Origin of the sequence: Nitratireductor indicus C115 (assembly GCF_000300515.1) — a bacterium.
In the GTDB taxonomy this organism is placed as follows: Bacteria; Pseudomonadota; Alphaproteobacteria; order Rhizobiales; family Rhizobiaceae; genus Nitratireductor; species Nitratireductor indicus.
In genome coordinates this window covers 23,353-36,089 of the sequence record NZ_AMSI01000011.1, presented here as the reverse complement: position 1 = coordinate 36,089, position 12,737 = coordinate 23,353, and the positions used below count along the sequence as shown (strand labels likewise).

10 protein-coding genes are annotated in these 12,737 nt (G+C 61.0%); 2 read left to right on the top strand and 8 right to left on the bottom strand.

Annotation, left to right across the window (positions count from 1 at the left end; genetic code table 11):
* Positions 1-66: 66 nt before the first annotated feature.
* The 4 genes from NA8A_RS15820 to thrC are packed head-to-tail and all read right to left on the bottom strand — an operon-like array spanning position 67 to position 6,296.
* Positions 67-2,955: a sensor domain-containing phosphodiesterase gene (locus tag NA8A_RS15820; protein ID WP_009451345.1), complete on the bottom strand. Its 2,889-nt coding sequence runs from the start codon at positions 2,953-2,955 to the stop codon at positions 67-69.
* Between the two features lie 3 nt (positions 2,956-2,958).
* On the bottom strand, positions 2,959-3,561 hold the full coding sequence (locus NA8A_RS15815) for a GNAT family N-acetyltransferase (RefSeq protein ID WP_009451344.1): 603 nt from the start codon (positions 3,559-3,561) through the stop codon (positions 2,959-2,961).
* A 15-nt stretch (positions 3,562-3,576) separates the two neighbouring features.
* Positions 3,577-4,869, bottom strand: coding sequence for a M16 family metallopeptidase (locus tag NA8A_RS15810; RefSeq protein ID WP_009451342.1), 1,293 nt, complete (start codon positions 4,867-4,869; stop codon positions 3,577-3,579).
* A gap of 23 nt (positions 4,870-4,892) precedes the next feature.
* Positions 4,893-6,296, bottom strand: a complete 1,404-nt coding sequence (thrC, locus tag NA8A_RS15805) for a threonine synthase (RefSeq protein WP_009451341.1) — start codon at positions 6,294-6,296, stop codon at positions 4,893-4,895.
* 238 nt (positions 6,297-6,534) lie between these two features.
* Between thrC and NA8A_RS15800 the strand changes: the two genes are divergently transcribed.
* The gene (locus NA8A_RS15800) at positions 6,535-7,116 is read left to right on the top strand and encodes a hypothetical protein (RefSeq protein WP_143088087.1); all 582 of its coding nucleotides are present in this window, start codon (positions 6,535-6,537) and stop codon (positions 7,114-7,116) included.
* Positions 7,117-7,204: 88 nt separating this feature from the next.
* On the opposite strand, the gene NA8A_RS15795 is transcribed toward NA8A_RS15800, so the two are convergent.
* Both NA8A_RS15795 and NA8A_RS15790 read right to left on the bottom strand, forming a co-directional pair.
* Entirely contained in the window at positions 7,205-7,894 is a 690-nt protein-coding gene (locus tag NA8A_RS15795; protein WP_009451339.1) for an HAD family hydrolase, read from the bottom strand.
* 110 nt (positions 7,895-8,004) lie between these two features.
* The gene (locus NA8A_RS15790) at positions 8,005-9,645 is read right to left on the bottom strand and encodes a vWA domain-containing protein (RefSeq protein ID WP_009451338.1); all 1,641 of its coding nucleotides are present in this window, start codon (positions 9,643-9,645) and stop codon (positions 8,005-8,007) included.
* Positions 9,646-9,793: 148 nt separating this feature from the next.
* Here NA8A_RS15790 and NA8A_RS15785 point away from each other — a divergent pair, with 148 nt between their 5' ends.
* Positions 9,794-10,927, top strand: a complete 1,134-nt coding sequence (locus tag NA8A_RS15785; RefSeq protein ID WP_009451337.1) for a site-specific DNA-methyltransferase — start codon at positions 9,794-9,796, stop codon at positions 10,925-10,927.
* Positions 10,928-10,960: 33 nt separating this feature from the next.
* On the opposite strand, the gene NA8A_RS15780 is transcribed toward NA8A_RS15785, so the two are convergent.
* Together NA8A_RS15780 and mutY are read right to left on the bottom strand one after the other, a co-directional pair.
* On the bottom strand, positions 10,961-11,572 hold the full coding sequence (locus tag NA8A_RS15780; protein WP_009451336.1) for an HAD-IA family hydrolase: 612 nt from the start codon (positions 11,570-11,572) through the stop codon (positions 10,961-10,963).
* Entirely contained in the window at positions 11,569-12,711 is a 1,143-nt protein-coding gene (gene mutY, locus NA8A_RS15775; protein ID WP_009451335.1) for an A/G-specific adenine glycosylase, read from the bottom strand. Before mutY ends, NA8A_RS15780 begins: the two co-directional genes overlap by 4 nt.
* Positions 12,712-12,737 lie beyond the last annotated feature (26 nt).

Sequence of the window (12,737 nt, the reverse complement as noted above, 5' to 3'; positions counted from 1 at the left end):
TTTTGCCGGCGACCGCAAGAAACTGATCATCCATTCGCTAGAATGACGCGGTTTCCCGCAACTGCCTCAGGAATGTGAGGCAGTCGTCTGTTCGAAGAGCAGCTTCTGAATGGATTCGGCATTTTCAGGAACGCCAAACAGGAAGCTCTGGGCGTATTCGCATTTCATCTTGCGCAGCTCTTCCGCCTCGTTCTCGTCCGCAACGCCTTCCGCCACGACGGAAAGCCCCAGCTCATGGGCCATCTTGACCATGGACCGGACGAGAACGGCGCCTCGCGGTGTCGTATCTTCCAGGAAGCTCTTGTCGATCTTGATGGTGTCGAAGGGGAAGCTCGACAGATAGGAGAGCGAGGAATAGCCGGTGCCGAAATCGTCGAGGGACAGGCCGATGCCGATCTGCTTCAGTTTATGCAGAACATGGGTCGATTGCTCTGGATTGTCCATGACGAGCGATTCGGTCAATTCGAGGCGGAAGCTCTCCGGACGGATGCCCGAACGCGCGATTACTGAGCGCACGTCGCCGACGAGGTCGCGGCGGATGAGCTGGCGGCTCGACAGGTTGACCGAGACGAAGAGGGGTATGTCGCCGATCTGCTTTTGCCAGCGATAGAGATCTTCGGCCGCCTGCTGCATGGCAAACAGGCCAAGCTGCACGATGAGGCCCGAGCTTTCGGCGATGGGAATGAAGTCGCTCGGCGCGATGGTGCCGCGACGCGGGTGTTCCCAGCGCAGCAGCGCTTCGAACCCGGCAATGGATTCATTCTCAAGCCGCACGATGGGCTGATAGACGAGCTTCAGCTCGTCGCGCTCGATGGCACGTCGCAGGTCCGATTCCACGCGCAGCCGGTTGTTGCCGATTGAGCGGAAAGCCGGGCGAAAGGGTTCGATGCGGTCGCCGCCAAAGCGCTTGGCCTGATACATGGCGAGTTCCGCATCCTTCAGCATCTCCTCGGCGGAGGATTGTTCCGGTGTCCAGGAGATGAGACCGATCGATGGCGTCAGGATGATTTCGCGCCGGGCAAACGTCACGGGCGCGCGGATCGCCTCGCGGATTGCTTCCGCCACGGCGGCGATGCGGGCGGGGTCCTGTTCCGACAACAGGGTCATGGCGAACTGGTCCCCGGAAAGCCGCGAAAGCGAATCGCGCGGCCTCAGCAGCCGGTGCAGGCGGCGTGCGATGGTCAGAAGGATCGTATCGCCCACCGAGATGCCGAGCTCGTCATTGACTTGCTTGAAGCGGTCGATGTCGATGACGAAGACGGTCGGCCGTACCTTCTGCTCGCTGCGTGCAATGGCGATGATTGCATCGAGGCTGTTGATGAAGAGCTCGCGGCTGGGCAGGCCGGTGAGGTTGTCGTGCACTGCGTCGTGCAGGAGCCGCTCTTCGGCTTTCTTCTGCTCTGTCACATCGACCATCGTGCCGACGCAGCGGATCACCTGGCCGTCCGAACCGATCACGGGGCGCGCGCGCAGTGCGAACCAGTGGTAATGACCGTCCGCCCCGCGCAGGCGGAAGCTCTGGGAAACGCGTCCGCGTCGCTGCTCCACTACCACGTCGAGCATGGTTCGGAATGTATCCCGGTCATCCGTATGAAGAAGGCCAAGCCATTCGCGGGCAGGCCCGTGCAGGCTGCCTGCGGCCAGCCCCATCTGCTTGCTGATGTCGGGCCGTGTGACGATGCGGTCGCGCGTCACATCCCAGTCCCACACCACATCGCCCGAGCCTGTGATGGCGAGCGCCTGCCGTTCCATGTCGCTGAACAGCCCCTGGAAGATGGCGCCGCCGGCAAAGGCGTGCTGCATCACTGTGAAGCCGATCAGGAGAATGATGAGGATGAGGCCGCCGCCGATGGCCGGCTGCACGATATCGTTGTCGAGCATGCCGGTAATGGCCATCCACGAGCCGATCATCCAGGCGATGATCATCACCCAGCTTGGCACCAGCATGATGGCGCGGTCATAGCCCTGCAAACTGAGATAGACGATGATGCCGAGCCCCACCACCGCTGTCGCCGCAAAGGAGAGGCGCGCAATGCCGGCCGAGGCTGCCGGGTCGATGATGGCGAAACCGGCGATGACGCCGAGACCGAGAATCCAGGCGAGAACGCCATAGCTGAAATGATCGTGCCAGCGGTTGAGGTTGAGATACGCGAAGAGGAAGATCACCAGCGTGGCCGCAAGACCGACTTCCGTTCCCGCCCGCCAGATCTGTTCGTTGCCTGGCGCGATCTGGATGACTTTCGTGAGAAACCCGAAATCGATCGAGATATAGGCAAGAACGGCCCACGCAAGGGCAGCGGTTGCCGGGAACATGGAAGTGCCCTTCACCACGAAGAGGATGGTGAGGAACAGCGCCAGAAGGCCGGCAATGCCGATCACGATGCCGCGAAACAGTGTGTAGGCGTTGACCGTGTCCTTGTAGGCCCCAGGGTCCCAAAGATAGATCTGCGGCAGATTGGGCGAGGAAAGCTCCGCCACGAAGGTCACCACCGAGCCGGGATTGAGCGTGACGAGAAATTCGTCCGCATCCGGACTTTCCTGGCGGTCGAGCGTGAAACCGGCAGACGGTGTGATGGCTGCAATGCGCTGTGAACCCAGGTCCGGCCAGAAGAGGCCGGAGCCCACGAGACGGAAATGCGGCGCGACGATCAGCCGGTCGAGCTGCTGGTCCGTGGTGTTGGCCAGGGCAAAGACCGCCCAGTCGCCCGTCGAGCGCGCATCCTGTGCTTCGACTTCGATGCGGCGCACGATGCCGTCGATATCCGGCGCGGTCGAAACCTGGAAAACATCTCCCTGTCCGCGATGGATCTCGACTGCCTTCGACAGGTCAAGGGCCACATCGTCCCTGGAAATCTTGATGGGCTCAATGGCAAGTGCCGATGTGGCCGCTGTCGCAAGGACGATGAACGCTGCGGCGAGCGTCGCCAGAACTGCGAGGATAGGGGATCGCGACAAAACTCAGCCTCGTGGTTTCAATACTGGCACGCAATGCTCCTCCGCGACCAATGCGTAAAGATAATGATCGCGCCAGGTGCCGTTGATCCTGAGATAGGATTTTAGAAGCCCTTCGCGCTGAAATCCGGCTTTTTCAAGTAGCCCGACAGAACGATTGTTGTCAGGAATACAAGCGGCCTCCAGACGGTGCAACCGCAACCCCTCAAATGCGTAGGGGATGACGAGGCGAAGTGCGTCGAGCATCATGCCTCGCCCGGCATAGGGCTCGCCCATCCAGTAGCCGATGCTGCCCGTTTGGGCGACGCCGCGCCTGATGTTGGAAAGGGTGAGGCCACCGACCAGTGCGTCGCCTGCCGTCGCAAACAGGAAGAAGGCCATGCCTGCTCCCTGCTCGAATTCATTCCGATACCGCTTGAGCCGGTAGCGGAATGCGCTGCGCGACAATTCGTCGGGAGCCCATCGAGGCTCCCATGGTTCGAGGAAGAAACGGCTTTTCTCCCTGAGCGCTGCCCATTCGTCGAAATCGCGCATCATGGGCATGCGCAGATAGATATTCTGGCCCTTGAGCGCCGGAGGCGGGCGGCGGAAGAAGGGCATGTCCAGCATGTGCCCCCGACGTGCCTAGACGGCAAGCTTGCGCGGCATCGAGCCCTGGTCGGCAAGCGCCTCCCTGATCGATTCGAAGGGGGCAAGTGCGCCGACCGGACCGATGGCCGTGACTGTCGGCTTTGAGCTGAACAGCCGGCCCGACAAGTCGGTCAAGCGGTCGACCGTCAGGTTGGAGAGACGGTCCATCAACTCGTCGACTTCGATGGGACGACCGTAAAGCAGAAGCTGGCGGGCGATCTGCGAGGCGCGGCTTGCGGGGTTCTCGCGTGCCATCATCAGGCCTGCGCGGTATTGCGCCCGCGCGCGGTTCAGTTCGTCCTGGCCGATCTGCTGTCCCGCCTTCTGCAATTCGCCGAGTATGAGCGGCACCAGTTCCTTGATATCGCTTTTTCCGGTGGCGGCATGAATGCCGAAGATGCCGGTGTCCGAAAAACCCCAGTGGAAGGCATAGATCGAGTAACACAGGCCGTGTTTCTCACGCACTTCCTGGAAGAGGCGAGACGACATGCCTCCGCCCAGAATGGTCGAGAGCACCTGTGAGGCGTAGAAATCGCGCACATGATAGGCGCGACCTTCGAAGCCGAGAACGATTTGCGCGTCCATCAGCTCGCGATCCTCGCGGTAATCGCCGCCGACATAGTGGGCATATTGCGGCATGGGCCCTTCGGCCTTGGCGCGGAAACTGCCGAGGCGGGATTCGACCTCGCGCACGAAATCATCGTGCTTCAGGCCGCCTGCCGCGACAATCACCATGCGATCGGCCGAATATTGCCGCTCGAGAAAGCCGCGTAACTGATCGGAGGTGAAGGTCTTGATCGTCTCGGGCGTGCCGAGAACGGAGCGGCCGATGGCCTGGTGCCGGAATGCCGTTTCGGTGAAACGGTCGAAGACGATATCGTCTGGAATGTCGTGTGCGGCGCCGATCTCCTGCAGGATCACATGCTGCTCGCGCTCCAGTTCATTCGGATCGAACTTCGAATCGGTGAGAATGTCGCAGAGAATGTCGATGGCGAGCGGAACGTCCGCATTCAGAACCCGGGCGTAGAACGCCGTCGTTTCCACGCTGGTTGCCGCATTGATTTCCCCGCCCACGTCTTCAATGTCGGTCGCGATCTGGCGGGCGGTCCGTTTCGTGGTGCCCTTGAAAGCCATGTGTTCGAGCAGGTGCGCAATGCCATGCTCGTTGTCGGCTTCGTTTCTGGACCCGGATTTGACCCAGATCCCCAGTGCAACTGTTTCGAGATGTGGCAGGCTTTCGGTGGCGACCGTCAGGCCGTTTGACAGACGGCTTACCTCAACGCCCATATGCTGTGACTCCCTAGACTGACTCAACGCGCCGCGCGGGCGCGGCCAAGAACGTAATCTTCCAACAATTTTAGATCGGATGGAAGGACTGTAAAGGTCTCCTCGCGATCCATCAGGTCGCCGAGCCATTCGGGAAGCGCGGGAACCACGCCGCTGGCCTGCTCTACAGCCTTGGGAAATTTAGCCGGATGAGCAGTGGAAAGAACGACCATCGGCACCGCCGATGCCGCCTGCGAGCGCGAAACCTTCATACCTGTGGCCGTGTGCGGATCGAGAAGATAGCCGCTGTCCTTCCACACCGAACGGATGGTCTGGGCGGTCGCTTCCATGTTGGAACTGCCGGCTGCGAAGTCGGCGCGGATCGCTTTCAGCGTTTCAGGCGTGATCGTAAAGGCACCCGACTGCTTCAGGCTGTCCATATAGCCCTGGATTTCCTGCGCATTGCCGCCGGACGCGAAATAGAGAAGACGCTCGAAATTGGACGAGACCTGAATGTCCATTGACGGAGACGTGGTGGCGATGACTTCGCGCGTCGAATATTCACCGGTGGCGAGCGCCCGCGCCAGAATGTCGTTGTCATTGGTGGCAACCACAAGGCGGTCGATGGGCAGTCCCATGCGTTTGGCGGCATAGCCCGCGAAGATATCGCCGAAATTCCCGGTGGGCACGGTGAAGGATATGGCTCTGTCGGGCCCGCCAAGCGAAGCGGCGGCGGTGAAATAATAGACGATCTGCGCCATCACGCGCGCCCAGTTGATCGAGTTGACGCCGGAAAGGGCTACCTCATCGCGGAACCTGTGATCGTTGAACATGTCCTTCAAAAGGCCTTGGCAGTCGTCGAAGGTGCCCTTGACCGCGATGGCATGCACATTACTCGCGCCTGAAGTCGTCATCTGCCGCTGCTGGACGGGCGAGACGCGTCCCTCCGGGAAGAGGATGAAAACGTCGGCGCGGTCCTTGTTGGCGAAGGCTTCGATCGCGGCCCCGCCCGTATCGCCCGAAGTGGCGCCGACAATGGTCACGCGCTCACCGCGCTCGGAAAGCACATGGTCCATCAACCGGGCGAGCAGCTGCATGGCGACATCCTTGAAGGCAAGGGTCGGGCCATGAAAGAGCTCGAGAATGAATTCATTGGCATCCGTCTGGACGAGCGGGCATACGGCCGGGTGACGAAACGTGGCGTAGCTTTCTTCAACAATGCGTTTCAGCGTTGCAGGCGCAATCTCGTCGCCGATGAAAGGCGAAAGCACTTTGAGCGCGATCTCGGTGTAGGAGAGGCCGCGCATGGCGCGCAGTTCGTCCTTCGAGAAGTGCGGCCACTCGCGCGGCACATAAAGCCCGCCATCGCGTGCAAGCCCTGCCAGCATGGCATCGGAAAAGCCGAGAGCCGGCGCATTGCCGCGCGTGCTGATGTAGTCTGTCGCCATTCGTCGCATTGCCTCATGTTTGCGAGGGAGTGCGGTTGGTGCATTTACGGGGAGCCCCGTCGCATTCCGGCCGCGCGTTTGGTATAGAGCATCAGCCCGACGGGTGGAAACCGCTTTTCCGCCTGAGAGGGTGGGAAATTCCGGTTCGCTGGCGGATGCGGTGGCCTTCGCCGACGAAATATGCCATCTGGTTTTGTCTTCGATCTCGCGACGCGCAGTTTTTTACGAGGGTCTGAGTTTGTTCAATCATCGTGTTTTCGCCGGTTCCGTTGTGGCAGCCGCTGTTTTACTTTCGGGATGCCAGTCCGAGGACAAGCTCGGCGCATTTCAGCTGGGTAACAAGAACGCACAGGAAACGGCACAGAGCGCGGAGCTTCCCGCCGGCGCTGTGAAGGAAAGCGAATTGCGCGCCTATTGCCCGCCGGTGGCTCTGCGCGATGGGACGACTTTCTTCCGCACCTACCAGAAGGGCGGGCAGGACGATCCCTCCAAGGTGATTTACCAGGCCTCCATCACGGACACCACGCGCAGCTGCCAATATGCCAACGGCTCCTTCTCCATGAACGTGGCGGTTGCTGGCCGTGTCGTGCCGGGGCCTGTCGGCAATACGGGGAACATCACCATGCCGATCCGCGTAGCCGTATTGCGTGGCGATGACGTGGTCTATTCGAAGCTGTTCCAGCACAATGTTGCTATTGCCGATACCGCTGGCGCGACACAGTTCATCTTCAACGATCCGAATATCATGGTGCCCGGCGCGGCAGACCGTAGCCTGCAGGTCTTTGTGGGCTTCGATGAGGGCCCCCCCCGTAACCGCTGATCGCTTTTGCGGATAATAAAAACGCGCCTCGACGGCGCGTTTTTTATATCGTTTGGTTGGGGAAGAGGCGCCCAAAACGGGAAGCGATCTAGATATCGCCGCCCCACTCGGACAGCGCCGCCATGATGCCGGCAAGGTCCTGAAAGCGGTTGATGACCGTTTCGGCGCCGGCGTCCATCAAGAGTTCGGCATGGCCGGGCTGAATATGCGAAGCGCCTGCAAAGCCGATGACACGCATGCCGGCTGCCTTTGCCCCTGCGATGCCATGGACGGAATCCTCGATCACGAATGTCCGCTCAGGCTCGGCCTGCATGATCTCTGCCGCATAAAGGAACACATCCGGGGCGGGTTTCGGCTGTTTCGTCGGTGTTTCAAGGGATGAATAGATATGTCCCTGGAACAATGGCAGCATGGCGTTGCGCTTGAGCATCGCCTCGATACGCTCGCGGGTTGAGTTGGAGCAGATGCATTTCTTACCTTCAACGCCCGCCGCCGCATCGCGCGCTCCGTCTATGGCGCGCACTTCGTTGCGCAGGCGCTTGTCGACCTCCGTTTCCGCAAGGTCGATCAGGGACGCCTGAAACGGCATGTCGGCCTCTTTTTCGATGGCCAGCATGATGTCCTTGAAGGTGAGGCCGGCATAGCGGCTGGCAATTTCCTCCGGCGTGATCTCGAAGCCGGCCTGCGTGAGAAGGCGCGCCTCGACGCGTGCGGCAATGATTTCGGAATCGACGAGAACGCCATCGCAATCGAAAATGACGAGATCGGGAGCAGACATGGGCGGGACCTGATGGTTCAAGAATGGAAACGGCTCCGGGGCATAGCCCCGAAGCCGTGGTGAAAGCAACCGCCGCCGCCTGAAAACGGCGTGGCCAGCGTCTATTCCCCTTATTCCACCGTCACTTCCGCCCGTTCGCCTGCAGTCACCGTGGCCTTCTGGCTCTTGTCGGCCTTGTCTCCTTCATAGAGGACGCGGACCTCATATTCGCCGGGCGGCAGGGTTTCCTGCATGGTTTCGTCATAGGCGCCGCCAAAGCCCTTCTGGTTGCCCTGAATGTCCTTCTTGGCGGAGTAGATATCGATCCTGCGCGCACCGGGGGCGGATATTGCAAGCACGCCGGCATCGATGTTAACGGTCGCCTCCGTGCGTTCCCCTGCCTTCACGGTGATGGGCGCCTCTGCCTCCGCCTCACCGAGACGGGCATGAAGCACATAGTCGCCGGGCGGAACATCCATTCCGCCGCCACTTCCATATTGACCGGCGAGCGTTTCCCGATTGCCCTTGATATCGGCCTTTACCGCACGAACCTCGAAGCGGATGCCGTCGTCTTCCACGTCAGGCCCTCCTTCGGCATAGACAGCCGTGGGAACCACAAAGCCCGATGCGATCACGAGATCGATTTCGACGGTCTCGCCGGCTTTGACCGAAACCTGCTCCTCGGCGGTAGCCTTGTCGATATTGCCGGTCACGGTAACCGCACCTGCCGCGACATAGGCCTCGGTCGGGCCGTAGCCGCCGTCGCTGCCACCGCTGAAGGCCATGTCGACGCGCGCGCTGTCATCGGCTTCCCCATCCGGCGTGCGCTTGGGGGTGACGCGCAGAAAGCCCGCGTCCATCACCGCGATCAGTTCGGTCTGGCGGTCTTCGGAAAGCTCGACGGGAAATTCCTTTTCGATATTGCCGAGTTTGACGGTAACCGCATATTTGCCCGCAGGCACCGTGTCCTGAAAGATACCGCCATAGCCCCCCGTCGTTCCACGGTCGGCCTTCGCACCATTCGCATCGAGTGCAATCAGGTCCCAGCGGGCCGATCCGTCCTGTTCCATGTCGGGGCCGCCTTCGGCAAGGCGCAGGATACCCTTGAAGTTGAACTCCACGGCGGCGGGTTTCGGCTCCGGCTCGGGGTCAGGAGCCTTGGCGACCGTTGCCTCGAGCGCTTCGGCCAGTTGTCCGGCATCGTCTGCTTTCAGATAGAGCCCGCCCGTGTTTTCGGCCAGACAGGCCACCTGGCGGCCTTCCTCGTCTGAAAGTCCAAAGCCCACCACATGGGCTGTGAAATTCACGCCCGTGGCTTCAAGCTCCTTGCCGAGAGCGCATGGATCGGCCTCGCAGGTCTCAAGCCCATCGGTGACCAGAATGACGGTCGCCTCGTTTTCCTCGATCCGCAGCTCTTCCGCGGCACGGCGCACGGCTTCGGTAAGCGGTGTTTTGCCCTTGGGGTTAATCTTGTCGGCAAAGGCGGTGATGGCTCCGGCCGTGCCCTTGCCGGGGGGAACCGCTGTTTCGATATCGGAGCAGGAGCCTTTTTCGCGGTGGCCATAGGCAACCAGGCCGAGCTCGGTATCCCCGGGAATGGTGCCGAGCACCTGTTTGAGCGTCTCGCGGGCGATTTCGATCTTGGTCTTGCCGTCGATCTGGCCCCACATGGAGCCCGATGCGTCGAGGACGATGATGGTCTTGCCGGCGCTGAGGGCGGGCGAAACAACGAAAAGGGCAGCCACTAACGCGAAAATGCGCAAGGCGATCATGTGAATTCTCCGAAAAATATCGAGCCTGACGTAGGGGAAGATTTGCACAGCTTCACGCCACCCGCAATTCGGCTTGGTGAATTACGGAATGTTTACCAACTTCGGTAACCATAACGGCGAGTTAACAGTTCGAGTGAGAGAGCAGTATATGTCCGCCGTGCGTCGTATTAGTGAGCTTGTACCGCAGTCCGCGAAGGCCGAATGGCTGGACACGATCATCAAGGGGGATTGCGTTGCAGCCCTCAACCGGCTGCCGGATCAGTCCGTCGATGTGATCTTCGCCGATCCGCCCTATAATCTTCAACTCGAAGGCACGCTGCACCGGCCAGACCAGTCGCGCGTCGATGCGGTTGACGATGAATGGGACCAGTTCGAAAGCTTTGCCGCATATGACGCCTTCACGCGCGCCTGGATGCTGGCTGCCCGCCGCGTCCTGAAGCCTAACGGCACGATCTGGGTGATCGGCTCCTACCATAACATCTTCCGGGTCGGTTCGGTCATGCAGGATCTGGGCTACTGGTTCCTCAACGACATTGTGTGGCGCAAGTCCAACCCGATGCCGAATTTCCGCGGCCGCCGCTTCCAGAACGCGCATGAGACGATGATCTGGGCCTCCCGGGACAAATCCTCCAAGGGCTACACCTTCAACTACGAGGCGATGAAGGCGGCCAATGACGACCTTCAGATGCGCTCCGACTGGCTGTTCCCTATCTGCACAGGCAAGGAAAGGCTGAAGACGGACGAAGGCGACAAGCTGCACCCGACGCAGAAGCCCGAAGCCCTGCTTGCCCGCATCATCATGTCTTCGACCAAGCCTGGCGATGTTGTGCTCGACCCGTTCTTCGGTTCCGGTACGACCGGCGCCGTCGCCAAGCGTCTCGGTCGGCATTTCGTCGGCATCGAACGTGAGGACAGTTATATCGAGGCTGCCTCGCAGCGCATCGCCGATATCGAGCCGTTGGATAATCTCGATCTGGCGCAGGTTCAGGGAAAGCGCGCCGAACCGCGCGTGGCCTTCGGCAGCCTGATCGATGCCGGCTTGATGAAACCTGGCACGCTTCTGTGCGATGCCAAGCGCCGCTGGACCGCCAATGTGCGCGCCGACGGTACAATCGCCATTGGCGATGACGCGGGCTCCATCCATCGTGTCGGCGCACGTGTCCAGGGGCTCGAAGCCTGCAATGGCTGGACCTTCTGGCATTTCGAGGAAGCTGGCAGCCTGAAGCCGATCGACGAGCTGCGCCGCATCGCCCGCCTGAACATGCAGGTGGCCGCCGCCTGAGAAAAATGCCGGGCAGAACGCCCGGCAACAGGCCTAAGCTTCTATGCCAAAGCTGCGCAGATCGCTGCGCAGCTTTTTTGCATCGGTGAAATGGACTGCCTGCCAGCCGGCAGCCTGGGCGCCGGCGACATTCTTTTCGCTGTCGTCGATGAAGATGGTCGCCTGCGGCGTGAGGCCGAAAACGGTTGCATGTGTGTCGTAGATGGCGCGGTCGGGCTTGATGAAACCCACTTCACCTGAGACGGTGACGCCGCGCGGACGTTTCAGGAACGGATAGCGCTCCCGCGCTTCTGCAAAGGTGTCGGCGGCGAAATTCGTCAGCATAGTCACATCGTGGCCGCTGTCGATCAGCCCTTCGAAGACGGATAGAGAATCCTCATACGCATGCGGCACCATCTCGTGCCAGTTCTGCCGGAAGGCCCGGATATGGGGTTCCAGGGTGGGATGTTCATCGATCAGCAGTGCCTCGGCGTCCTGCCAGCTGCGGCCGCGATCCTGTTCAACGTTCCAGTCATTGGTGCAGATATTTTCAAGAAACCAGCGCCGTTCCGCCTCATCGGGAATGAGCCGGCGATAGGGAATTTCTGGATCATAGTGCAGCAGCACCTTGCCGATATCGAAAACGATGTGGCGGATTTCGCTCATGATGTCTTGCGGTCCCTTTGGCGTTTTTTCGTGGCCCCCGGTATGGCAGCTTCAATTGCCTTTTTGATGACGGTTGGCAGAGCTTCGCCCGGCAGTTCTTCCGGCGACGACCACCAACCTGCCGGCAAGGGTGCGGCAGTCTCCCCTGAGCCCTGAATGTCGGCGCGATAGACGCTGAGCTCCAGCGCGAAATGGGTGAAGACATGGCGGATTGTGCCGCAGTCCCGCCAATCCGCGGGAAAGGGGGCGGCGGAAGTATCCGTTTCCCCATCCTGCCTGGCGGTCCAGCCCGTGGTCGGCATTTCGGTCATGCCGCCCAGAAGTCCCTCCGGCGGGCGCTTGCGCAGAAAAACCGCCCCGTCGCCGCGCCGGGCCACAAAGGCCGCGCCGTGCCGCAAAGGTTTTTCGGCCTTGGGAGCCTTGCGCGGAAAGCGTTCCGCCGTTCCGTTTTGGCGCGCCAGACAGTCCGCGGAAACGGGACAGAGGACGCAGGCGGGATTGCGCGGAGTGCAGATCGTTGCGCCCAGGTCCATCATCGCCTGTGCGAAGTCGCCCGGGCGGTCGGCAGGCAGGATATTGGCCACGAATGCGCGAATGAGCGGTTTGGCATCGGGAAGCGGGGTTTCCATGGCCAGAAGCCGCGTCACGACGCGCTCCACATTGCCGTCGACCACGGCCGCCGGGCGATTGAAGGCGATGGCGGATATGGCCGCGGCCGTGTAGTCGCCGATGCCTGGAAGCGTCTTCAGCCCTTCTTCCGTATCGGGAAAGCGTCCCTGATGGTCTGCCGCGACGGTTTCTGCGCACTTCTTCAAGTTTCGGGCGCGCGAATAATAACCGAGGCCCGCCCAGGCGCGCATCACCGCTTCGGTTTCCGCGCCTGCGAGAGCCTCGACTGTCGGCCATGCGGCAAGAAAGGCTTCGTAATAGCTCTTTACGGCACTGACCGTCGTCTGCTGCAACATGACTTCGGACAACCAGACGCGATAGGGATCGGGCAGGACGCCAACCCTTGTATCGGCGGGCGGAGTGCGCCAGGGCAGGTGTCTGTGGTGCCGGTCGTACCATTCGAGCAGCAGCGTGGAGAAATCGTCAAAAGACGCATGAGCGTCGATGACCGGCGCGGATTGGCGTGCCATAATGGCGCGAAGTCTTTCATGGTTGA

Coding starts and splice junctions, on each gene's coding strand:
- NA8A_RS15815 (WP_009451344.1), bottom strand. CDS start 3,561: ATGCTGGACATGCCCTTCTTCCGCCGCCCGCCTCCGGCGCTCAAGGGC.
- NA8A_RS15810 (WP_009451342.1), bottom strand. CDS start 4,869: ATGGGCGTTGAGGTAAGCCGTCTGTCAAACGGCCTGACGGTCGCCACC.
- thrC (WP_009451341.1), bottom strand. CDS start 6,296: ATGGCGACAGACTACATCAGCACGCGCGGCAATGCGCCGGCTCTCGGC.
- NA8A_RS15795 (WP_009451339.1), bottom strand. CDS start 7,894: ATGTCTGCTCCCGATCTCGTCATTTTCGATTGCGATGGCGTTCTCGTC.
- NA8A_RS15790 (WP_009451338.1), bottom strand. CDS start 9,645: ATGATCGCCTTGCGCATTTTCGCGTTAGTGGCTGCCCTTTTCGTTGTT.
- NA8A_RS15785 (WP_009451337.1), top strand. CDS start 9,794: ATGTCCGCCGTGCGTCGTATTAGTGAGCTTGTACCGCAGTCCGCGAAG.
- NA8A_RS15780 (WP_009451336.1), bottom strand. CDS start 11,572: ATGAGCGAAATCCGCCACATCGTTTTCGATATCGGCAAGGTGCTGCTG.
- mutY (WP_009451335.1), bottom strand. CDS start 12,711: ATGGCACGCCAATCCGCGCCGGTCATCGACGCTCATGCGTCTTTTGAC.